The 22,405-nt window shown below is 64.4% G+C and carries 21 protein-coding genes; 8 read left to right on the forward strand and 13 right to left on the reverse strand.

Annotated elements, in window-relative coordinates; all coding sequences use genetic code 11:
• Positions 1 to 108: 108 nt before the first annotated feature.
• The 6 genes from JG747_RS02170 to JG747_RS02195 all read right to left on the reverse strand — a co-directional run bounded on the left by JG747_RS02170 (position 109) and on the right by JG747_RS02195 (position 6,872).
• Positions 109 to 891 carry a carnitinyl-CoA dehydratase gene (locus JG747_RS02170; RefSeq protein WP_064985154.1) on the reverse strand — a complete coding sequence of 261 codons (783 nt, stop codon included), beginning with the start codon at positions 889 to 891 and terminating at the stop codon, positions 109 to 111.
• Positions 884 to 2,962, reverse strand: coding sequence for an acetate--CoA ligase family protein (locus JG747_RS02175; protein WP_027047642.1), 2,079 nt, complete (start codon positions 2,960 to 2,962; stop codon positions 884 to 886). The genes JG747_RS02170 and JG747_RS02175 overlap by 8 nt, the downstream gene beginning before the upstream one ends.
• 83 nt (positions 2,963 to 3,045) lie before the next feature.
• Positions 3,046 to 4,209, reverse strand: a complete 1,164-nt coding sequence (locus JG747_RS02180) for an acyl-CoA dehydrogenase family protein (RefSeq protein WP_019862645.1) — start codon at positions 4,207 to 4,209, stop codon at positions 3,046 to 3,048.
• Positions 4,210 to 4,213: 4 nt separating this feature from the next.
• A complete protein-coding gene (locus JG747_RS02185) occupies positions 4,214 to 5,308 on the reverse strand; it encodes a carnitine 3-dehydrogenase (protein ID WP_019862643.1) in 1,095 nt (364 codons plus the stop codon).
• Positions 5,305 to 5,934 (reverse strand): HD domain-containing protein, encoded by a 630-nt coding sequence (locus JG747_RS02190; protein ID WP_202361062.1) that lies wholly within the window; start codon positions 5,932 to 5,934, stop codon positions 5,305 to 5,307. The genes JG747_RS02185 and JG747_RS02190 overlap by 4 nt, the downstream gene beginning before the upstream one ends.
• A 14-nt stretch (positions 5,935 to 5,948) precedes the next feature.
• Positions 5,949 to 6,872 (reverse strand): 3-keto-5-aminohexanoate cleavage protein, encoded by a 924-nt coding sequence (locus JG747_RS02195; RefSeq protein ID WP_032933947.1) that lies wholly within the window; start codon positions 6,870 to 6,872, stop codon positions 5,949 to 5,951.
• Positions 6,873 to 6,950: 78 nt separating this feature from the next.
• Between JG747_RS02195 and JG747_RS02200 the strand changes: the two genes are divergently transcribed.
• Positions 6,951 to 7,931: a GlxA family transcriptional regulator gene (locus JG747_RS02200; protein WP_027047641.1), complete on the forward strand. Its 981-nt coding sequence runs from the start codon at positions 6,951 to 6,953 to the stop codon at positions 7,929 to 7,931.
• A 14-nt stretch (positions 7,932 to 7,945) separates the two neighbouring features.
• Here the strand turns inward: JG747_RS02200 and JG747_RS02205 are convergent, their stop codons facing one another.
• The 3 genes from JG747_RS02205 to xylA form a co-directional block, all read right to left on the reverse strand.
• Positions 7,946 to 8,149: a hypothetical protein gene (locus tag JG747_RS02205; RefSeq protein WP_019862638.1), complete on the reverse strand. Its 204-nt coding sequence runs from the start codon at positions 8,147 to 8,149 to the stop codon at positions 7,946 to 7,948.
• Between the two features lie 226 nt (positions 8,150 to 8,375).
• Entirely contained in the window at positions 8,376 to 8,588 is a 213-nt protein-coding gene (locus tag JG747_RS02210) for a hypothetical protein (protein WP_244748319.1), read from the reverse strand.
• A gap of 89 nt (positions 8,589 to 8,677) precedes the next feature.
• On the reverse strand, positions 8,678 to 10,003 hold the full coding sequence (xylA, locus tag JG747_RS02215; RefSeq protein WP_038651459.1) for a xylose isomerase: 1,326 nt from the start codon (positions 10,001 to 10,003) through the stop codon (positions 8,678 to 8,680).
• 136 nt (positions 10,004 to 10,139) lie between these two features.
• Here xylA and JG747_RS02220 point away from each other — a divergent pair, with 136 nt between their 5' ends.
• Positions 10,140 to 10,502 carry a nuclear transport factor 2 family protein gene (locus JG747_RS02220; RefSeq protein ID WP_019862634.1) on the forward strand — a complete coding sequence of 121 codons (363 nt, stop codon included), beginning with the start codon at positions 10,140 to 10,142 and terminating at the stop codon, positions 10,500 to 10,502.
• Between the two features lie 32 nt (positions 10,503 to 10,534).
• Here JG747_RS02220 and xylB read toward each other — a convergent pair whose 3' ends face one another.
• A complete protein-coding gene (gene xylB, locus JG747_RS02225) occupies positions 10,535 to 11,989 on the reverse strand; it encodes a xylulokinase (protein ID WP_202361063.1) in 1,455 nt (484 codons plus the stop codon).
• 81 nt (positions 11,990 to 12,070) lie between these two features.
• Positions 12,071 to 13,393 carry a tetratricopeptide repeat protein gene (locus tag JG747_RS02230; RefSeq protein WP_202361064.1) on the reverse strand — a complete coding sequence of 441 codons (1,323 nt, stop codon included), beginning with the start codon at positions 13,391 to 13,393 and terminating at the stop codon, positions 12,071 to 12,073.
• Between the two features lie 227 nt (positions 13,394 to 13,620).
• Here JG747_RS02230 and JG747_RS02235 point away from each other — a divergent pair, with 227 nt between their 5' ends.
• Positions 13,621 to 16,467, forward strand: coding sequence for an autotransporter family protein (locus tag JG747_RS02235; RefSeq protein ID WP_202361065.1), 2,847 nt, complete (start codon positions 13,621 to 13,623; stop codon positions 16,465 to 16,467).
• A gap of 49 nt (positions 16,468 to 16,516) precedes the next feature.
• Here the strand turns inward: JG747_RS02235 and JG747_RS02240 are convergent, their stop codons facing one another.
• Both JG747_RS02240 and JG747_RS02245 read right to left on the reverse strand, forming a co-directional pair.
• Positions 16,517 to 17,140, reverse strand: a complete 624-nt coding sequence (locus JG747_RS02240) for a LysE family translocator (protein ID WP_019862631.1) — start codon at positions 17,138 to 17,140, stop codon at positions 16,517 to 16,519.
• A 156-nt stretch (positions 17,141 to 17,296) separates the two neighbouring features.
• Positions 17,297 to 17,578: a hypothetical protein gene (locus JG747_RS02245; protein WP_167470444.1), complete on the reverse strand. Its 282-nt coding sequence runs from the start codon at positions 17,576 to 17,578 to the stop codon at positions 17,297 to 17,299.
• Between the two features lie 80 nt (positions 17,579 to 17,658).
• Here JG747_RS02245 and JG747_RS02250 point away from each other — a divergent pair, with 80 nt between their 5' ends.
• The 5 genes from JG747_RS02250 to JG747_RS02270 all read left to right on the forward strand — a co-directional run bounded on the left by JG747_RS02250 (position 17,659) and on the right by JG747_RS02270 (position 22,252).
• Positions 17,659 to 18,426, forward strand: a complete 768-nt coding sequence (locus tag JG747_RS02250) for a L,D-transpeptidase (protein ID WP_019862629.1) — start codon at positions 17,659 to 17,661, stop codon at positions 18,424 to 18,426.
• 166 nt (positions 18,427 to 18,592) lie between these two features.
• Positions 18,593 to 19,759, forward strand: a complete 1,167-nt coding sequence (locus tag JG747_RS02255; RefSeq protein ID WP_019862628.1) for a diphosphate--fructose-6-phosphate 1-phosphotransferase — start codon at positions 18,593 to 18,595, stop codon at positions 19,757 to 19,759.
• Positions 19,760 to 19,794: 35 nt separating this feature from the next.
• On the forward strand, positions 19,795 to 20,514 hold the full coding sequence (locus JG747_RS02260; RefSeq protein WP_064985159.1) for an MBL fold metallo-hydrolase: 720 nt from the start codon (positions 19,795 to 19,797) through the stop codon (positions 20,512 to 20,514).
• A 75-nt stretch (positions 20,515 to 20,589) separates the two neighbouring features.
• Positions 20,590 to 20,736 (forward strand): hypothetical protein, encoded by a 147-nt coding sequence (locus JG747_RS02265; RefSeq protein WP_202361066.1) that lies wholly within the window; start codon positions 20,590 to 20,592, stop codon positions 20,734 to 20,736.
• Complete coding sequence (locus JG747_RS02270) at positions 20,711 to 22,252, forward strand: DegQ family serine endoprotease (RefSeq protein ID WP_202361067.1); 1,542 nt, start codon at positions 20,711 to 20,713, stop codon at positions 22,250 to 22,252. Before JG747_RS02265 ends, JG747_RS02270 begins: the two co-directional genes overlap by 26 nt.
• Positions 22,253 to 22,405: the final 153 nt, after the last annotated feature.

Below are 22,405 nucleotides of genomic sequence, written 5' to 3' on the forward strand. Positions count from 1 at the left end.
GCGGCGCTTGTGATTGGCGAAAGCAGAGATAACATCCGATCTCCCCCCTTGCGGGGGAGATGCCCGGCAGGGCAGAGGGGGGTGCTTCGCGCTGTCATCTCCGCGGAGTCACTTCCCCTTCCACACCGGATCGCGCTTTTCGGCGAAGGCGCGGAAACCTTCCATATTGTCTTCCGACCCATACAGCGCATCGACGGTCGCCAACTGGCGGCGCGTCACCTTGTTCATGGCGTCCTGAAAGGTCAGCGCTTCGGCCACGCGCGCGGTCTCCTTGATCGCGGCGAAGACCAGCGGCGGGCCGCTGGCGAGCAGGCGGGCGATCTCCCAGACGCGGTCCTCGAGCTTTTCCTTGGGCAGCACTTCGTTGACCAGGCCCCAGCGATGCGCCTCAGTGACATCCATCCAGCGGCCGGTGAGCAGAAGGTCCATGGCGACATGATAGGGAATGCGCTTCGGCAGCTTGATTGTCGCCGCGTCGGCCAGCGTGCCGGCACGGATTTCGGGCAGCGCGAAAGAGGAGTGGTCAGAGGCGTAGATGAGGTCGCAGGACAGCGCCAGTTCAAAGCCGCCACCCACCGCCATGCCGTTGACGCAAGCGATGACCGGCTTGTTCAAGTCGCGCAATTCCTGCAGGCCGGCAAAGCCGCCGACGCCATAGTCGCCGTCGACCGCGTCGCCGCCGGCGGCGGCCTTCAGGTCCCAGCCGGCGCAGAAGAACTTGTCGCCGGCTGTCTTGACGATGGCGACGCGCAGTTCCGGATCGTCGCGGAACGCCTTAAAGGTTTGCCCCATCAGCCGCGAAGTCTTCAGGTCGATGGCGTTAGCCTTGGGCCGGTCGAGGGTGACCTCTAGGATCGAGCCTTCGCGGCGGGTGGAAATGACGTCAGACATTCTTGTTTTCTCCGAGCACCAGCAGCGCGTCGGCGATCCAGGCGCCCTTGCCCTCGACGCAGACGATCAGCGGGTTGATGTCGAGTTCCTCGATCTCGCCGGCATTCTTCTGCACGAAGCCGGCAATGCCCGCGATGGCGTCGATGGCGGCCGCGACATCGGCCTTCGGCCGGCCGCGATAGCCTTCGAGCAGCGGGAACAGCTTCAGGCCGCGCAAAGCCGCCTCGATGTCGTCGCGGGTCGCCGGCAGCATCAGCGTGACGCTGTCGCGCAGCAATTCGACCAGCACGCCGCCAGTGCCCAGTGTCATGACAGCGCCGAACATCGGATCCCTGGTGAAGCCGACGATCAGTTCGGCGACGCCGTCGCGCACCATGCGCTCGACATAAAGGCCGGTGCCGAGCGGCAGCAGGTCATGAGCCGCCGTGCTGACGGATTCGGCATCCTTGAGGTTGAGCCGGACAGCGCCGACCTCGGATTTGTGGGTGACCCCCAGCGCCTTCAGCGCCACGGGAAAGCCGAGGGCCATCGAGGAAATCACCGCCTCGACCGCATTGCCGGCGCGCTCGCCCTTGGGCACCGGAAGCCCGGCCTTGATCAGCCGCGCCTTGGCTTCGGCTTCGTCTGGCGTGACATGCTCACCGCCGGCAGCACCTGCAGCGGATGTGTCGACCGGCTGCGCCTGCGGTTCAGCCCATGCCCAGCCGATGAAGGCCGCTGCACCTGCGGCATCCATGGCCTCGGAAATGCCGAACAAGGGCACCATGCCGCGCGCCATCAGTTCGGCGGTGTATTCCTCGGGCAGGTTCTCCGGCAGCGAGGAGACGATCGCGCCATGCGCCCTGTTGGTCTTCAGCGCCGATTCGAAGGCGCGCAGCGTCGCCCACCAGTCGGTGACCGAACAGCGGTCGGGGCGCGGAAAGTCGAGCACCAGCATGTTGAGGTCGAAACCGCCCGACACCATGGCGGTGAAGGTGGCGGTCATCGCCGGCTCGTTGTTCCAGATGAAGGTGTGATAGTCCAACGGATTGGCGACCGCGACCAGCGGCCCGAGCGTCGACTTGACATGGGCGCGATGGCTCTCGGTCAGAACCGGGAAATTGACCCAGCGGCCTTCGGCGCTGTCGGCCATGACGGAGGCCTCGCCGCCCGAACAGCTCATCGACGACAGCCTGTAGCCGGGCAGCGGCCCGGTGATGTGCAGCAGCTTCAGCGCCTCGATGAAGGCGGGGATGGAATCGACGCGCGCAATGCCGAGCCGCCTCAGGAAGGCACCCGAGGCCGCGTCCGAGCCGGCCAGTGAGGCGGTGTGCGAAACGGTCGCCTGCCGCGCCTGTTCGGAGCGGCCGACCTTCATGGCGATGATAGGCTTTTTCAGTTCGCGTGCGCGCGCCGCCAGCCGCTCGAAGCCGGCTACCGAATCGAAGGCCTCGATGTGCAGGCCGAGCGATGTCACCCGCTCATCCTCGATCAGGCCGAGCGCCATTTCGGAGAGGCCGGTCTGCGCCTGGTTGCCGGCGGTCATCAGGAAGGCGATCGGCAGGCCGCGCTTCTGCATCGTCATGTTGATGGCGATGTTGGAGGACTGGGTGATGATGGCGACACCCTTGCCGCCCTCCTCCAGCCGGATGCCGCCATGCTGGTCAGGCCACAAAAGCGCGCCGTCGGCATAGTTGATCAGGCCGTAGCAATTCGGCCCGATGATCGGCATCTCGCCAGCGGCCGAGACCAATTCGGCCTGCAGCCGCTCGCCGTCATCGTCATAGGCTTCGGTCTCGAGGAAGCCGGCGGCAAAGCAGACGGCGCCGCCGGCGCCGCGTTCGGCCAGCGCCTTGACGACCTCGATGGTCAGATGCCGGTTGACGCCGACAAAGGCGGCATCCGGCGCGCCGGGCAGATCGGCGACGGACCGGTAGGCCTTACGTCCGGCAACCTCGTCCTTGGTCGGGTGCACCGGCCAGATCTCGCCAGCAAAACCCATCTTGATCGATTGCGCGACGACGGCGGCGGCCTGCACGCCACCGAAGACGGCGATCGATTTCGGGCGCAGGAGACGTTCGAGTTTATGCATGGTCATCTTTTCGTTTGAGCATCTCAGAACAAACGATCTCGTTTGCCCGACAAAACCGAATCTCGGCTTTGGGCGATCATGCTCTAAGCGCCGAACGGACGCAGCAGCGCCCGCGAAATAATATGTCGCTGAATCTCCGACGTGCCCTCCCAGATGCGTTCGACGCGAGCGTCGCGCCAGATGCGTTCCAGCGGCAGGTCGTCCATCAGCCCCATGCCGCCATGGATCTGGATCGCCTCGTCGGCGACGTATGCGAGCATTTCGGTGGCCTTCAGCTTCGCCATGGCCATGTCCTGGTCGGTGACGGTGCCCTGATCGTACTTCCAGCCGGCTTCGAAGACCATGAGGTCGGCGGCCTTCAATTCGGTCGCCATGTCGGCGAGCTTGAACGACACGCCCTGGAACTTGCCGATCTGCTGGCCGAATTGCTGGCGCTGCGCGGCATATTCCACCGCATGACCGAGCGCCCGCTCGGCGCGGCCGAGACAGGTGGCGCCGACCTGCAGGCGCGTGGCGCCCAGCCAGGAATTGGCAACATCGAAGCCCTTGTGCACTTCGCCGAGAACCTGGCTTGCCGGCAGCCGGCAATCGTCGAATTCGAGGATGGCGTTGGTGTAGCCGCGGTGGGAGACGTTGCGGTAGCCATCGCGCACCGTGAAACCCTTGGTGCCCTTGTCGACAAAGAAGGCGGTGATCTTCTTGCGCTTGCCACGCGGCGAATCCTCTTCGCCGGACGCCATGAAGACGATGGCGAAATCAGCGAGATCGGCGTGAGAGATAAAATGCTTGGTGCCGTTGAGCACCCAGTCATCGCCGTCCTGCACGGCTGACGCCTTCATGCCGCGCAAATCGGAGCCGGCGCCAGGCTCGGTCATCGCCAGGCAGTCCCATTTCTCGCCGCGGATGCAAGGAAACAGATATTTTTCACGCTGCTCGGGCGTGCCGGCCAAGAGGATGTTGGAAGGCCGCGCGACGCAGGTCCAGTGCAGCGCGTAATTGGCGCGGCCGAGTTCCTTTTCGTAGAGCAGCCAGGTCACCGTATCGAGCCCCGCGCCGCCGACGTCCGCCGGCATGTTGGCGGCATAGAGCCCGGCCTCGATCGCCTTGGCCTTGATCTCCTCGATCAGCTCGCGGCGCAGCACGCCGGTGCGCTCGACCTCGCGCTCATGCGGATAAAGCTCGTTCTCGACGAAGGCGCGCGTCGTCTCGACGATGAGTTTTTGTTCCTCCGAAAGACCGAAATCCATGGCCTCAGCCCTTCTTCTTTTTCTTCGGCTTCTCCGCCTTCTTCACCGGCTTGGAGGCCTTGGCCTTCTCGGCGGCCGTGGAAGCCGTCGGCTTCTTCGCCGCCAGCTTGGCCAGCTGCTTCGTATAATCCTTATGCAGCGCGCCGGCGCCCCAGCCCTTGCCCTTGTTCTGCTTCGACAGCGCATCCATGATCGCGACAAGATTGTCGTCGCGGATCTTTTCCAGCTCGCGGATCGACAGGCCATGCGCCTGGTCGTCCGACTGGGTGGCGATCAGGTCGACCAGCTCGTCGTTGAATTCCGGCACGTCCATCAGCTTGGTCCACGGCCATTTCAGGCACGGCCCGAACTGCGCCATGAAGTGGCGCATGCCGGCCTCGCCGCCGGCGACGCGGTAGACCTGGAACATGCCCATCTGCGCCCAGCGCAGGCCGAAACCGTAGCGCATGATGTCGTCGAGTTCCTCGACCGTGCAGATGCCGTCCTTGATCAGCCACAGCGCCTCGCGCCAGGCTGCTTCCAGCAGGCGGTCGCCGACGAAGGCCTCGATCTCCTTGCGGATGACGACAGGCTTCATGCCGATCGAGGCATAGATCTCCTTGGCGACCTCGATGGCCTCGGGAAAGGTCTGCTCGCCGCCGACGATTTCGACCAACGGCAGGAGATAGACCGGGTTGAACGGATGGCCGACGACCAGCCGCTCCGGGTGCTTCTTCATCGCCACCTGCATGTCGGTCGGCTTGATGCCGGAGGTCGAGGAGCCGACAATCGCGTTGGCCGGCGCATGGGCGTCGATCTCGGCCAGCACCTTGTGCTTGAGATCGAGACGCTCCGGCACGCTTTCCTGGATGAAATCGGCATCGGCGACCGCCTCGGCAATGGTCTTGGCGAAGGTGAGCTTGCCCTCTTTCGGCAAGCCGCCGGGCACCATCTGCTTGTAGGCGCGGCGCGCGCCCTTCATCACTTCCGAGACCTTGCGCGAGGCTTCGGGATCGGGATCGAAGATCGACACGTCGATACCGTTGAGCAGCAACCGCGCCACCCAGCCGGCGCCGATGACACCGCCGCCAATGGCGGCCGCCTTGTTGATGATGCTCATGCGGAAGCTCCGGTTCTTGTCCTGGCTGTTTCGGGATCGACGAGAGGCACGCGCTCGCCGGCGCGGATCACGGCCGGGTCGTAAGCCTTGCGGGCAAAGACCTCGAGCACGAAGGGTCGGAAGAAGTCGATCGGCAGCGTCTCGTAATCGGGATCGAAGCTCGACTGGTCCCAGCGCTCGCAAAACTGGTCGCAATCGTCGAAATAGGCGTGGCCGGCAAAGCGATCGCGCGCACGGCGGTTGCCGCCGAGATGATGGGCGTAGTAGAGCCGCTGGAAGTCACCGTGCTTTTCCACCACCCAGGTGCATTGCTCGCGCACGAAGGGCTTCAGGATCGAAGCGGCGTATTCGTCGTGATTGTAGGGCGCGTAGATGTCGCCGATATCATGCAGCAGCGCGCAGGCGATCCAGTCGGTGTCGGCGCCGTCGCGCCAGGCGCGCGTCGCCGCCTGCAGCGAATGGCCGAGCCGGGTGATCTTGTAGCCGGACAGCCCCTCGTCGAGCTGGACCAGCGCGTCGAGCAGCCGCTCGCCGGTTTTGGCGGCATAGTCGATTTCATGGGCGGTCAGGAACTCGTAATCGTCCCTGTCGCCATCCTTCATCGCGGTGAACTTGACGGTAGCCATGATCAGACCCCGTTTTACGCCGCGGCTGCGATCGGCGCCCGCTTGGTCAGGTTGAGCTTCTTGCGCACTTCCTCCGGCCCCAAGATCCGGGCGCCGAGATTGGTGACGATGCTGGCGGCGCGCTCGACCAGCTGCGCGTTGGTGGCCAGCACGCCCTTGTCGAGCCAGAGATTGTCTTCCAGACCGACGCGGACGTTGCCGCCGGCGAGCACGGCCGCGGCGGCATAGGCCATCTGGTTACGGCCGATGGCGAAGGCCGACCAATTCCAGGTCGACGGCACATTGTTGACCATTGCCATGAAGGTGTTGAGATCGTCGGGCGCGCCCCACGGCACGCCCATGCAGAGCTGCACCAACGCGTCGGGGTTAAGCACCTTTTCCTCGACCAGTTGCTTGGCGAACCAGAGGTGGCCGGTGTCGAAAGCCTCGATCTCCGGCTTGACGCCGAGCGCCGTCATCATGCCGCCCATGGCGCGCAGCATGCCGGGCGTATTGGTCATGACATAGTCGGCTTCGGCGAAGTTCATGGTACCGCAGTCGAGCGTGCAGATTTCCGGCAGGCACTGGCGCACATGTTCCATGCGGTTGGTGGCGCCGCCCATGTCGGTGCCCTTTTCGTTGAGCGGAAGCGGCGCTTCCGGCGAGCCGAACACCATGTCGCCGCCCATGCCGGCGGTGAGGTTGAGCACCACGTCGACATTCGCGTCGCGGATGCGCTCGGTCACTTCGCGGTAGAGATGCACATCGCGCCTGGGTTTGCCGGTTTCGGGGTCGCGGACATGGCAGTGGACGATTGCCGCACCGGCCTTGGCCGCGTCGATGGCCGAATCGGCGATCTGCTTGGGCGAACGCGGCACATGCGGAGAGCGATCCTGCGAACCGCCGGATCCGGTCACGGCACAGGTAATGAAGACCTCACGGTTCATCGCAAGCGGCATGGAATTCTCCTCCCAATCGAAACAGAGCACAGCATTGCGCGACTTGCAGGCGACTGTTTTGCGCTTTACGAAGGCTGCATGCCAAAAAACGAAAAAGCGACAATCTTTCGCGCCGAGCAGTCGCCGCTCAAGGTGACGTTGCTGGTGTTTTCCGGGGCATCCATCATGTGCGTGGCGTGCGCCGTCGATCCGCTGCGCGCCGCCAACCGCATCGCCGGCGAAACCCTGTTCGACTTCAAGCTGGTTTCGGTAACCGGGGAGGCGCCGGTCACGACATGCGGCCTGCCCGTTGCGGTAAGCGGCCGATTCGATGCGACGGAACCAACCGATGTCCTGGTCGTGGTCGCGGGCTTCGGCACGCAGAACTATGCCACGTCTGCCTTGCTCGCCGGGCTGCGCCGCGCGGCGCGGTCGGCCCGCGCCTGCGGCGGCGTCGAGGCGGGCACCTGGCTGGTGGCGCGCGCCGGCTTGCTGGAAGGGCGCAGCGCCACCACCCATTGGGAAGACATGGAAGATTTTTCGTCGGCCTTTCCCGGCGTAGACGTGCGCCCCGATCGATACATCATCGATGGGCCGGTGTTCACCACGGGCGGCGCGTCACCGACCCTGGACCTGATGCTGCACCTGATTCGCACCCGGCTCGGCATGGCCGTTGCGCTCGATGTGGCAAGCGCGTTCATCTACGATCAGGCGCGCGTGGCGACGGATGCGCAGCCGCTGGTCTCGCTTGGTCGGCTCGATGGCTACGATCCACGCCTGGCGCAGGCCATCCGGCTGATGGAAGCGCATGTCGATCAGCCGCTGACCATCGAAGCAATAGCCAAGCGCGCCGGCGTGACGGCGCGCACCCTGGAAAGCATCTTCCGCAAGTCGATTGGCGAGACGCCGGGCGCCTATTATCTCAGGCTGCGGCTAGGGGCCGCGCGCCGGCTGGTGGTCGACACGCGCGTGGCCATGGCGGATATTGCCGGGCGGACGGGATTCTCGTCCGCCGCGGCATTTTCCAGAGCGTTTTCAAGAGCTTTTGGCGAAGCCCCGGTCAGGTTGCGCCGGGGCTAAGTCAGTTCAGGGAATCAAGCAGCGTTCTGGCGATCGCTGCCGGCGTCGATCTGCGAGCGCATCTGTCTCACCAGCCGGACTTCAAAACGGTTGCTGACGGCGCGATCCCATTGGTTTTTCACGTCGTCGGTCGGCCGCGGCAGCGCCATCAGCCGGTCGATGATCGATCCGGTCTCCCCAGATGAGAGCAGGGCGTCGATTTCGCGTTCGTGCTGCATATCGGTTCGCCTCCTTCCTTTTCACCCGCCACAGGCCCCTCTTATACGAGATACGTGACGGCAGTTTGAAGGCAAGAGCGAGGTCATTGAGGGGCGGCCAAGGGCAAAACCTTGTCGCCGGATGAGCGCTTCGGCGCAAAGCCGTTCCGCGCGCCAAAACCCGAATCAGGAAGATCAGCCGGGCCGTTTCACGAACAGCACGGTGGCGAAGCCGCTGTCCCATTCATCATCGGGATAGCGGTCTTTTTCGGATGTAGCCGACCGCCTTGTAGACATTGCGGGTGCGCTCGTTGAACGTTTCGGTCTCGACATAGCGCCGCGCCGATGCCTGGGTGACGTGCGGCAGCCAGGTGCCTTCAAAGGTTTCCCGCAGCGCCTGTTTCAAGGCTGCGACGTCGCCCGCCTGCGCCTTGCGCACCGTGATCCGCCCGTTTGCCATCATCATCTCCCTTAGGAAGAGCGGATTAGCAAAAGGCGATCACGGCGGCTTTCGGCCACATCGGGCAGCTGTCTGTCCAGCGTCCGCCGTCAGACGTAGCGGTTGACGATGTTTTCCAGCAATTCCTGACGGCCGGAGCGCGGCTGCGGTTCGATCTTCTTCTTGACCACGCGCTCGGCGATGTCCTCGAGCGTGCGCTTGCCCGACAGCATTGCCTTGCCCTCTGCCGTGTTCCAGCCGGCATAGCGCTCGGCCAGCGGCGCCGACAGCGCCTTGTCCTCGACCATGCGGGCCGCGGCCTTGAGGCCGCGCGCACAAGAATCCATGCCGCCGATATGGCCGATCAGCAGGTCCTGCGGGTCGAGCGACTGACGACGCAACTTGGCGTCGAAATTGGTGCCGCCGGTCTTGAAACCACCGGCCTGCAGGACCTGATAGTAGGCCAGCGCCATTTCCGGCACGTTGTTGGGGAACTGGTCGGTGTCCCAGCCCGACTGGTAGTCGTTGCGGTTCATGTCGATCGAACCGAAGACGCCAAGCGCATTGGCGAGCGCCAGCTCGTGCTCGAAGGAATGGCCGGCGAGGATGGCGTGGCCCTGCTCGATGTTGAGTTTTACTTCCTTCTCCAGGCCGAAGCGCTTGAGGAAGCCATAGACCGTGGCGACGTCATAGTCGTACTGATGCTTTGTCGGCTCCTGCGGCTTTGGCTCGATCAGGATGGTGCCCTTGAAGCCGATCTTGTGCTTGTAGTCGACGACGAGGCTGAGGAAGCGGCCGGCCTGTTCCTGCTCGCGGGCAAGGTCGGTGTTGAGCAGCGTCTCATAGCCTTCGCGCCCGCCCCACAGCACATAGTTCTCACCCTTCAGCCGCTTGGTGACGTCGATGCAGCTCTTCACCGTCGCCGCCGCATAGGCAAAGACATCCGGATCGGGGTTGGTGGCGGCGCCCGACATGAAGCGGCGATGCGAAAAAAGGTTTGCCGTGCCCCAGAGCAGCTTGACCCCGGTCTGCTTCATCTTGCCGGCGAAATAGTCCGCGATCTCGTCGAGGCGGGCGGCACTTTCTGAAAAGTCCTTGCCCTCGGGCCGGACATCGGCGTCGTGGAAGCAGAAATAGGGCGCGCCGAGCAGCGAGAACATCTCGAAGGCGACATCGGCCTTGAGCTTCGCCAGTTCCATCGTGTCGATGCCGCCGGCCTTGGGGAACCAGGGGCGGTCGAAGGTCTGGCCGCCGAACGGGTCGCCACCCGGCCAGGCAAAGGAGTGCCAATAGGCGACGGCGAAGCGCAGATGGTCTTCCAGCCGTTTGCCGGCGACGACCTCGTCAGGATTGTAAAAGCGGTAGGCCAGCGGATTGGTCGAATCCGGCCCCTCATATTTGATCTTCTGAATGTCGCCGAAAAATCCGCTGCTCATGATTTCTGTCCTCTCTCGAATAGTTCGCCCTGATTACCTCAGGTAATTCGCCTTGATTACCTCAGGCGTAATTGGTTTCGGACTGCCGTGGGGTGAAAAGGGTTGCGTCAAAGCCACTCAACGAAGGAGACAGACCATGACCGACCTCAACAAAATCGCCGAGGGCTACATCACCGCCTGGAACGAAAGCGATGCCAGCCGTCGCGCCGAATTGCTGAAGGCCACGTTCACCGAAGACGTCAGCTATCGCGATCCCCTGATGCAGGGCGACGGCCATGACGGTGTCGCGGCGCTGATCGACGGCGTGCAGCAACGCTTTGCCGGCTTCCGCTTCTCGCTGAAGGGCACGCCGGACGGCTTCGCCGACAAGATCCGCTTCTCCTGGAACCTCGGGCCTGAAGGCGTTCCTTCGGTCATCGAGGGCACCGATATCGGCGTCATCGAAAACGGCCGCCTGAAGAGCATCACCGGCTTCCTCGACAAGGTCCCGGCGCAGTGAGGCCGGAAGTCTCGGCGTGGGCGAGAAATCGTTCACGCCGTGGCACCCCTGATTGCCGGATAGAGCGCCCGGTAGCGATGATAGGCATCGGCGTAGGCGCCGCCGAGCTTGGCATCCGGTTCGATCGTGGCATCCGTCCTTGGGGCGGAGCAGACGGCCAGGGGATCGGCACCCGTCGCCGCGATCAGGCCGAGCCTGGCGGCACCGAAGGCGGCGCCGAAATCGCCGTCGGCGGGAATATCCACCGGCACCTGCAGCGCGGTGGCGATCGATTTCAGCCAGTAGCGCGAGCGTGAGCCGCCGCCGATCGCCGTCACCCGCGTCAATGTGGTGCCGGCTGTCTTCAGGACTTCGAGACTGTCGCGGAAGGCGAAGGCGACGCCTTCGAGCACCGCCTGCGTCAGGACTGCCCGGCTCGATTCATGCGCCAGCCCGGTGAAGGAACCGCGAATGGCGGAATCATTGTGCGGCGTGCGCTCGCCCGAGAGGTAGGGCAGGAAGGATACACCGGTCGGCGCCTTCAGCGCGTCGCCGAGTTCAGCGGTCAGTTCACCCGCGCCCTTTCCAGTGATCTCCGACAGCCAGTTGAGCGAATCGGTCGCCGACAGGATGACGCCCATCTGGTGCCAGGTGTCGGGCAGCGCATGGCAGAAGGTGTGGACGGCACTCGCCGGGTTGGGCAGATAGGACGCGTTGGCGGCAAACAGCACGCCCGACGTGCCGAGAGAGACAAAGGCATGGCCAGCGCCGACCGTGCCCATGCCGCAGGCCGAGGCTGCATTGTCGCCGGCGCCACCGGCAATCGGGATGCCGGCCTCGACGCCCCATTTCGATGCCAATTCGCTGCGCAAACCGCCGGCCTTCTCGGTGCCTTCGACCAGGGACGGCATCTGCTTCTCGTCGAGCGACGTTGCCGCCAGCAATTCGGCCGACCAGCGGCGCTTGCCGACATCGAGCCAGGACGTGCCCGCTGAGTCCGACATTTCGGAAATGTGCTCGCCAGTCAGCCAAAGCCGCAGGAAATCCTTCGGCAGCAGCACCTTGGCCACTTTGGCGAAGACGGCGGGTTCGTTGTTCTTCACCCAGGCGAGCTTGGGCGCGGTGAAGCCGGGGAAAACGATGTTGCCGGTGAGCTTGCGGAAGCGCGGATCGGCGTCGAGCGCTGCTGCCTCGACATGGCTGCGCGTGTCGTTCCACAGGATGCAGGGGCGCAGCACATGATCAGCCGCATCGAGCAAGGTCGCGCCGTGCATCTGGCCGGACAGGCCGATGCCTTTCACCGCCGCGAACTGCCTGGGGAGCGAAGCCTTGAGTTCGGCGATCGCGTCTTCGCAGGCGCGTATCCAGTGGGACGGGTCCTGTTCGGACCAGCCGGGATGCGGCCGCGAAACGTCAAGCGAACCATGGCCGGAGCCGACGACGGTCTGTCCGGCATCGATCAGCAGCGCCTTGACGCCCGACGTGCCCAGGTCGAGGCCCAGATACATATCATCCTCCCATGCCAATTATTTTTTTCGGATCTCGAAAAAATCTGGCTGAGCAGTTTTTAAGGCAAGATCGGCTTGCGGTCAATTCTCTGACAAATCGGCCGCGCGTCGCGCAAGCAGCACAGACAGCGGGCTATCCGGCCGCGCCATCGAACGCTCCGCCGTGAGCGCCCCGGCGAGCGCGCGGTCACCGGCCCGCAAGGCCGCTTCGATCAGCGTCAGGTCGATGACGTCGCGCTGTGCGTGGCTGCCGCCGAAGCGGTTGGCGATCGCCCGGATCGGCCGGATCAGGTGCACGGCCTCGCTGTAGTTGCCCTCGCCGAACGCCTTGATTGCCAGCGTCAGTGGATGGCCGACATCCCGCGTGAAAGCGACGTTGTCGCCGCCGCCATGCATCGCCTCGCGTTGCGCCTCGAGCAAGGCAAGGGCGGGTCCGTCGAGCCCGGCGCCAACGAAGGCCATCATCGCATGCGCATCGTTGAAGGCATAATCGCCGGCGCCGGCCTTGGGCCAATTGGCGGCGAGCGCCGTCCAGCGGTCACCGACATCGATGCCGCCGAGATGCAGCCGCCACAGGATTGCCGACGCATCGACCATGTTCAACGCCATCGCCGATGGCGTGCCATAGATCGGTCCGTCATAGAGCGCCAGCACCTGGTCGATCTCGCCGAGATCGTAGTGGAACAGCGCCAGGTGCCACCAATTGTGCACCTGCAGGAAGCTCTCCTTTGTCCAGCCTTCGGGATTGGCGCGCATCCAGGCGATACCGTCCTTTTGCCGGCTTTGCATTTCCATGACATGGGCGACCGCATGTTGCGCCCAGCCGTCGCGCGGCTCGATCTCGACCGCCGCGCGACCAAGCTTTTCGGCCCTGGCATAGTCCCCCATTTCCTCCAGCCCGAAGGCCTGCATGCCGAGGATGGCGTGGTAGCCCGGCATGCCGCTCTGCCATGACGGCAAGGCGCGGGCGATGCGATCACGCAGCATGCGGGCATTGCCGGTGAAGAAATCGATCTGGTGCCCGACCTGCAGTGCCAGCGCGTCGAGCGGGGTCTGGATGGCGATATCCTCGAGGATCCTGGCGGCGTCATGCCAGCGCCCGTTGGCGAGGTGGCCGAGGGCCAGAACATGCGCCTCTTCGCGCGCCGTCGCGGCAAGCGGCAGCGCCGCCTCGTGGCAAGCCCTGGCCACCGCCGTCGCGTCGCGCTCGGTGGCAAGGCCGAAGAGATAGCCCTTGAAGACATGCGCCATGACGAAACCGGGATCCGCCGATATGGCACTGTCGACGGAAGCGACGGGATCGCCAATGAAGCAGAGCAGTTCACGCACGGCCTGGCTGTAGGGCGTGAACCCCGCTTCGGTGGCGCCCGAAAATGTCAGGCCGAATGCGTCCCTGATTGCCATGCAACATCCCTCTGATCGACCTGGAACAAGCCCCGGACCCTTCGGGCCAAGGCGATCTTAAATCATGGGCCACGGACGTGCCAATCGTGCACTGCATAAGGTCTATGCCAGCAGCCTTTGCAGTTCATCAACCATGGAATGCAGATTAGGCTTTGTAAAATCGAACGAATTGTGGCTTCATTGCGGCGCGGCGAAGGGCTTGTAATCGCGATCTGAGAGGGGACGCGATGCGGCATTTTGAAATACAGCGTCCGAACAGCCGTTCGGAAAACGTTGATGAGTCGATTTCTTTGTTGTGGCGAAAACCACGGCAAATCCATCCATGGTTTATTAGCTTACTTGCAACTACCGCGCTTGTGTTGCTGCCGAATTCCGCGGCCCTGGCGGCCTGCGTGCTGGTTCCGTCGGCTGGAAATACCACCTTCACCTGCGATAGCGGCGATTCGGGCGGCGGCCTTACCGATACAAGCGGCGACAACACGCTGACCTTTCCCGCCGGCGGCACCGGGCAGGTGAGCGGCAACGTCACCTTCGGCGCCGGTACGGATCGCATCGACATGCAGTCCGGCACCATTACCGGTACGGTCAACCAGGGCGACGGCACGGATTTCTTCACGATCGGCGGCGGCACCGTCTCCGGCAATGTCCAGCAGGGCGCCGGCATCGACGATTTCAACATGAGCGGCGGCCAGATCGCATCGCTCAACCAGGGCGACGGACTGGACACATTCACCATGACGGGCGGGCGCATCGTCGATTTCTTCGACGATGGCGACAACGCGGTGATGACCGGCGGCCGCATCGGCCGGGTCAACATGAAGCTCGACAAGAACTATTTCAACATGTCCGGCGGCACCATCGACCGCAACCTCGTCACCGGCTTCGACCAAGACACCATCATCCTCTCGGGCGGCACGATCGGCGGCAACATCAGCGTCAGCGGCGGCAATGACAGCGTGACGATATCAGGCGGCACGGTCGGCGGCGATGTGCTGATGAGCTTTGGCTCCGACAGTTTCGTCTGGAATGGCGGCGGCATCATCTATGGCGCCGTCGATCTCGGCGCCGACAACGATACCGCCAAGCTCAGCAACCTCACCAACGCCAATCTCGGCGACACGGATGCCCTGAATGGCGGCCTCGGTACCGATGCGCTGACCTTCGACAACGTCAAGCTGGAGGGGATCGCCAGAGTCCAGAACTGGGAAAGCATCAGCGCCACCAACGACACACAGCTGATGCTCGACGGCAATCTCAAGCTCGGCGACAGCGGCACCGGCACGGGCTCGCTCAGCGTCGATGCTTCGAGCACGCTCTATGGCGGCGGCTTCAACGCGACGATCCAGGCCTTCACGGCAGGCCAGTTGGCTGAAGTAACCAATGCCGGGCGCATCGACCTGACCAACGGCACCACCGGCGCGATCGATCGGCTGACGATTTCGGGCAATTATGTCGGCGCTGGCGGCGTGCTGCTTGTCCAGACCGAACTCGGCGACGATTCTTCCGCGTCCGACAGGCTGGTGCTTTCGGGCGGCACGGCTTCCGGCTCGACCGGCATTTCCGTGGTCAACGCCGGCGGCGCGGGTGCCGCGACCGCTCAGGACGGCATCATGCTCGTCCAGGCAGTCAACGGCGCCACTTCGGGCGCCTCGACCTTCGCGCTCGACGGGCCGGTCGCCGCCGGCGCCTTTGAATACTATTTGTTCAAGGGCGGCGTCAGCGCTGGCAGCGAGGAGAACTGGTATCTGCGCTCGACGCTGATAACACCGACGACGCCGGCCGCGGCGCCGCCGACGGTCGAGCCCTCCCCGCCGGTGGAACCGGTGCCGCCGGCGGCCGAGCCGCCACCCCCGCCGCCATCCGAACTGCCGCCGACGCCACCGCCGAGCGAGGGCGACATCAACAATCCGCCGGTCGACCCGACACCGCCCGTGCAGGCCAGCGACCCACAACCCGAACCGCCGCCGCCGCCGCCACCGGCGCCTCCGGCGGATCCGCCACCGCCGCCACCGGTGGTGCCGACCGAAGCGCCGGCGCTTCCGGTGCCGACACTGCCCGGCCCGCCGCCTGTCCAGCCGGCGCCGCCGACACCCGGAGCGACCGCGGTGCAGGCAGCCGTGATCCCGCTCTACCGCATCGAGGTCCCGGTCTATTCGGCCTTGCCGCCGGTGGCCGAACACCTGGCGATGACGACGCTCGGCACCTTCCATGAACGGCGGGGTGAGCAAAGCCTGCTGTCGAACCCCGAGCTATCGCCGGTCTGGGGCCGCATCTATGGCCAGGACGCCAAGATGGGCTGGTCGGGAACGGTGTCGCCCTCCTTCGACGGCACGCTGTTCGGCCTCCAGGCGGGTTTCGACGTGTTCGGCCGCGACACCACCTCGGGCGGAATCGATCGCGCCGGCCTGTTCGTCGCCTATGCCAGCATGAAGGGCGATTTGCGCGGCCAGGCGCTGGGATGGAACGATCTGTCCGTCGGCAGCCTCAACGTCACCGGCACCAGCGTCGGCGGTTACTGGACCCGGATCGGCCAAAGCGGCTGGTACCTTGACGGCGTCCTCATGGCCACGTTCTTCGGCGGCCACGCGACATCGTCGCGCGACATCGGCATCGATGTCGGCGGAACAGGCGTCACCGCTTCGCTGGAAGGCGGCTATCCCATCGCGCTGGCGCAGGGCTGGACGCTCGAACCGCAGGCGCAACTGGTCTGGCGGCATCTGTCGCTCGACGACACCAACGACCGCTTCTCGTCGGTTTCCTTCGACACCAACGACAGCGTCAGCGGCCGGCTGGGTGCGCGGCTGCAGGGCGAGACCACCATCAACGGCATGGCGCTGCAACCCTACCTCAAAGCCAACATCTGGCACGATTTCAGCGGCACCAGCCATGTCAATTTCGACACCACCGACATCTCGACCGAGGGCCGGTCGACCTCCTTCGAGTTCGGCGGCGGCGTGGTCGCCAAAGTGACCGACAAGGTCAGCCTCTTCGCCACCGGCGACTACACGACCAATCTGGGCGGCGACAAGCGCCGCATCCTCGAGGGCAATGTGGGCATCAGCGTGAAGTGGTGAACCACCATCCGAAACCGGTTCCGGTTCGGATGGTGGAATAAAGGGTCGCCTAGTTCCCCGAACGCATCGCCACCGTGGCGATGCCGGCGCCGACCAGCAGCGTGCCGCCGGTGCGGTTGAAGATGCGGATCGCCTTGGGATTGCGGACGACGTTTCGGGCGCGGGCCGCGACCAGCGCATAGCCGAAGGCATTGGCGAAGGCGAGCGCCAGGAAAGTCGTCTCGAAAATCAGCATCTGCGTCCAGAAATCGGCGTGCCGGTCAAGGAACTGTGGCAGGAAGGCGACGAAGAAGGTGATGCTTTTCGGGTTGAGCGCGGTGACCAGCCAGGCATGCGCCATCATCTTGGCCGAAGACACCACGTCGGTGCGCGGCTCGGCCTTCAGCGCGCCGCCGGCGCGGAACAGCTTTACGCCGAGATAGATCAGATAGCCGGCGCCGATCAGCTTCAAGATGGTGAAGACCGTCGCCGAAGCGGCGAGCAGCGCGCCAATGCCGAGCATCGACAAGGTCATGGCGGTGAAATCGCCGAGTGCCACGCCAACCGCCATCGGCAAAGCGGTGCGCCAGCCCTGGCCCAGCGCATAGGACACGACCAGCAGAATCGTTGGCCCCGGAATGATGAGCAGGATGGTAGACGCGGCGGCGAAGGCGGCCCAGTTCTCGAAGGACATGTCTGTCTCCCTTGGGTTAAGGAGAAGGATAAATCCTCAGCCCAGGGGCAATGTAAAGAGGCCTGATTTTTGTTTGTACGAAAATCCGGGCGGAAGACCGCCACGCACTTTCCTTGGAATTGCCGCGCCATCAATTGCGCCAAAGGCAGGTCGGCGTCAGTTCGCGCCGCTCAGCGTGCTCACGATATCGGCCAGGCTGACATCGGCACCGAGAACCAATGCGGCCGCGACAATGGCAGCGGCAAAAAGCGTGATGTCGGTTTTTAACGTCTTGCACATGGAGGCCCCTCGCTGATCGCCCGATGGGTAGGAAAGACCGGTGCCGGGATTATGACCCGGCCTGGGTCTTTTTGTGCAGGAACGCCCGGTTGCCAGTTCATTCGGCACGGTCAGGTGCCGCCAGGCCAGGCGCAAATCCAGGCAGCGCAAGGCATTCACGCTTTATCAACCATGAATGATGAAAATGCCCGCTATCCGGCCGGACCGTGCTTCCCGCCGACAGCGTAGGGTTTGGGTATATGCGTGAGTTGCCGCAAGGTCTGACGCCGCCACGATACGGCGACGCAATCGATACCGATCATCATCTTTCCCGCCGCGCTATCCTGTCCGGGGCAGGCGCGCTGGCGCTGCTCAGCGCGGCCGGCTGCTCGACGTCCGGCGGCGGCATGCCGGCGCTCGAACTCGACAATACGGTCACCGGTTCCGTGCCGCCGATGCGGCCGGCGATCAGCGTCGACAGGAATATCACCAGCCCCGACCTGATGTACGCCGCCTTGACGGACAATGGTTTCAACGTGCCTGAAGTGCCGTATCTGAAGGTCAAGCCGGAATTCCGCCGCCAGATCGTCGTCGACACGACCGGCGAGGCGCCCGGCACCATCGTCGTCCATCTCAAGGAGCGCATGCTCTATCTCGTCCAGCCGGGCGGCGACGCCATCCGCTATGGCGTCGGTATCGGCAAGGACGGCTTCCGCTGGTCCGGCCGCGCCAACATCCAGTATGGCAGGGAATGGCCTACCTGGACGCCGCCGCCGGAGATGATCCAGCGCAAGCCCGAACTGGTGAAGTGGCAGGGCGGCCAGCCAGGCGGCCTCACCAACCCGCTCGGCGCGCGCGCGCTCTACATCTACCAGGACGGCAAGGATACCGGCTACCGCATCCATGGCTCGCCCGAATGGTGGAGCATCGGCCAGGCGATGTCGTCTGGCTGCGTGCGCCTGATCAACCAGGACATCATCGACCTCTACAGCCGCGTTTCGAAGAAAAACCCGGTCGTCGTCATGTGATCGTTTTGGGCGGCTCAGGCGGCCGCTTCCATCTTCCTGTTCGCGCATGAACTTTTCCCGAAAACCCGTTTCCACTTTTCGGGATCATGCTCAAGACTCTCCCGTTGCGTGACGCGGCAAGACAGGCCAAGGTGCCTTGAAAACCATCGCTCGGGAGACGTCAGGAATGGCCGGAACTTTTGTCATCGCACAAGGCGGCGGCCCGACCGCCGTCATCAACCAGACGGTGGTCGGAGCCACGCTGGAGATCCGCAAGCGGCATCCCGGCGCCAAGGTGCTGGGTTCCATCCATGGCGTGCGCGGCATCCGTGACGGCAATTATGTCGACCTTTCGGCCATTCCCGAGGATCGGCTGCGGCTGATCGCCGGAACGCCAAGCGCGGCCCTCGGCTCGACACGCGACAAGCCGGATGCCGCCTATTGCGATGTCATCCTCAACGGCCTGAAGAAGGCCGGCGCCGACGCCTTCATCTATATCGGCGGCAACGACACGTCGGGCACGCAGCAGATCCTGACCGATGCCGCCGGCGGCTCGATCGCTTTCGTCCATGCGCCCAAAACCATCGACAATGATCTGGAGGAGAACGACCATACGCCGGGATTCATCTCGGCGGCCGAGTTCGTCGCCGGCGCCTTCCTCTCGGTCGATCTCGATTTCCGCGCTTTGCCCGGCATCTATGTCGGCATCGTGATGGGCCGGCATGCCGGCTTTCTCACGGCAGCGGCGGCTGCCTGGCAGCTCGATCCCGACAGCGGCCCGCATTTGGTCTACGTGCCGGAACGGCCATTCTCGGCCGCGGGCTTCATCGACGATGTGCGTGCCACGCTCGACCGCCACAAGCGCTGCATCGTTGCCGTGTCGGAAGGGGTGAGCACCGCCGACGGCAAGGCGCTGGTCGAAAGCCTGGTAGCGCCGGAGAAGCTCGAGCGCGACGCGCATGGCAACGTCAAATTGTCGGGCAGCGACCTGCCGGCAGCTCTCGAGCGCGCATTGGCCGAGGGCCTGCCGGGCAAGCGGGCCCGCGTCGACGCGCTCGGCTACATGCCGCGCGGCTATGTCGGCGCCATCAGCGCCGTCGACGCACAAGAGGCGTTCGATGCCGGCGCCTTCGCCGTGTCCGTCGCCGAACAGGGCGGCGGCTCCGTGGCGCTGCAATATGACGGCGCAAAGACCGTTCTGAAGAAGGTGCCGCTGAAGAACGTCGCCGGCAAGACCCGCCACATGCCTGACAATTTCATGAAGCCCGACGTCAACCAGCTGTCGGAGGCCGGCATGGCCTATCTCAAGCGGCTGGTGCCGGAAAAGTACAAGGTCGGGAAGCCTTTCGTTTGATGTCAGGCTTCCGCCTGATACCGGGCTCACAAGTGATGCCGGAGTGGTTCAGCAAGAGCATCGTCGACGACAGGACGACGATGCTGACCGAGCCGTTCGTGCATGACTATGTGCGCGCCAACATCTGGCATCTGCGCGGCCGCGACGCCGACCTTTTGGTCGACACCGGGATGGGCATCTGCCCGCTGGCGCCGCAGATAGAGACGCCGCAAGGCAAACCGCTGCTGGTCGTCGCCACCCACATCCATCTCGACCATGTCGGCTCGCTGCACGAATTTGCGTGGCGGGCCGGGCCGAAGATGAGTGCGGCGCAATTCGAAAGCATGGATGAGGCGGCGACCTACGCCTACATGTTCCACGATCTCGAAGGCGCCGTGTCGATATTGCCGGCGCCGGGCTGGAAGGCCGCCGACTACAAGATCCCCTCGGCGCCGCTGACGCGGACGCTTGACGAGGGCGACGTGGTCGATCTCGGCGACCGGCAATTGCGCGTGCTGCACCTGCCCGGGCATTCGCCGGATTCGATCGCGCTTTTCGACGAGGCCGACGGGCTTTTTTTCAGCGGCGATGCCATCTACGACGACACGCTGATCGACACGCTGCCGGATTCCGATCGGGCTGCCTATGCCAGCACCATGCAGCGCCTGCTCGACCTGCCGATCCGCATCGGCCATGGCGGCCACGGGCCGAGCTTCGACGGCAAGCGTATGCGCGAGATTGCGGCCGACTATCTGCGCCGGCATGACGATCCGTAAGCGCTCCCTGAATTAAATCTTCGTAAGGTCGGCCGAAAACCCTAATTCGGGCCGATCGGCACCCTAGATACCTCGGTGTCGATCCGGCCGGCCGCCATGTACGGCGAGACAGGCAATCCGGTCGTCGACACGCCGGCGGGCGCTTCTCCCAAGGTGCCCGCGGCGCCCGATCAACTCTCGCCCGGACAGAACGACCATGTCACCTCTTGGTATTCTTCGTAGGCATCGCGTCGCCGCCCTGCTGGGCGCTGCGCTGATCATCTCCCCCGTCGTCGTCTCGTTCGCCCAGAGCGCGAACAACAGCACCGGCGTCAGTAAAATTGTCGCGACGACCCAGACCCCGGTCGCCGGAATAACGGCCCCGAACGGCTCCTTTGCGCCGATCGTGGCGGCCGACAAGCCGGCAGTGGTCACGGTCACCACCATCATGAAGGCCCAGCCGGCAGGCGCCGATGACGGCATGCCTCTCGGCAATTCGCCGTTCGACCAGTATTTCCGCCAGTTCTTCGGTGACCAGATGCCCGCTCCGCAGACGCCGCCTCAGCAGGCACAACGGGCCGAAGCGCTCGGTTCCGGCTTCATCGTCAGTGCCGACGGCACCATCGTCACCAACAACCACGTCGTCGACGGCGCCTCTTCGATCAAGGTGACGCTCGATGACGGTACCGAACTTCCCGCCAAGCTCGTCGGCCGCGATGCCAAGAACGACCTTGCCGTGCTCAAGATCAAATCCGACAAGCCCTTGCCGACGGTCAAATGGGGCGATTCCGACAGGCTGATGACCGGCGACCAGGTGCTGGCGATCGGCAATCCGTTCGGCATCGGCACCACGGTCACCGCCGGCATCGTTTCGGCACGCGGCCGCGACCTGCATAGCGGGCCGTTCGACGATTTCATCCAGATCGACGCGCCGATCAACCATGGCAATTCCGGTGGCCCGCTTGTGGATGTGAACGGCAATGTCGTCGGCATCAACACGGCGATCTATTCGCCCAATGGCGGCAGTGTCGGCGTCGGCTTCGCCATCCCGTCGGACCAGGCGCAAAAGGTCGTCGCCAAGCTGATGAAGGACGGTTCCATCCAGTACGGCTATCTCGGCGTCGAGATCCAGTCGGTGACGCCGGACGTGGCAAGCGCCATCGGGCTCGATCACCCCGGCGGCGCGCTGGTTTCCAAGGTCAATGACAGCTCGCCCGCCGCCAGCGCCGGAGTCGAGGCCGGCGACGTCATCACCGGCTTCGCCGGACAGGACGTGAAGGATCCCAAGGATCTGTCGCGGGCCGTGGCCGATGTCGCGCCCGGCGCCAAGGAAACGCTTGATGTCTGGCGCAAGGGCAAGGCGATGCAGATTTCCGTCAACGTCGGGCAAAACAGCGACGATGTTAAGACGGCATCGACGGACGATTCCGGCGCACCGAGCGCCGAGCAGGGCTCGCGCGCACCGGCGATCGGCCTCGGCCTGATGGACATCACGCCCGACATTCGCCAGGAAATGAACCTCGCCGACAATGAGCATGGCGCGGTGGTTGCGCGCGTCAATCCCGACAAGGCGGCCGCTGCTGCCGGCATTCAGCCCGGCGATGTCATCGTCGCCGTCAACCAGGCCCCGGTGAAGAGCGCCAGGCAGGTCACGCAGGCGATCGCGCAGGCGAGCAAGTCGGGCCGCAAGTCGGTGCTGCTTTTGATCGAACGCGATGGCAGCCAGATCTATGTCGCCGTGCCGTTCGCCAATGGCTGAGCCGCGATGCCGATGACATGAACGTCGAAGTGGCGGGCCTGCCGGAGACGGGGCCGCCACCTCGGTATCTGGCTGGAGCAATTCCAGAAAAAGTGTGCGGTTTTCCCGGGAAAAGCGCGTAGCGCTTTCCCTTGGGAATTGCGCCAAAACAAA

Origin of the sequence: Mesorhizobium sp. 131-3-5 (assembly GCF_016756575.1) — a bacterium.
GTDB lineage: Bacteria > Pseudomonadota > Alphaproteobacteria > Rhizobiales > Rhizobiaceae > Mesorhizobium > Mesorhizobium jarvisii.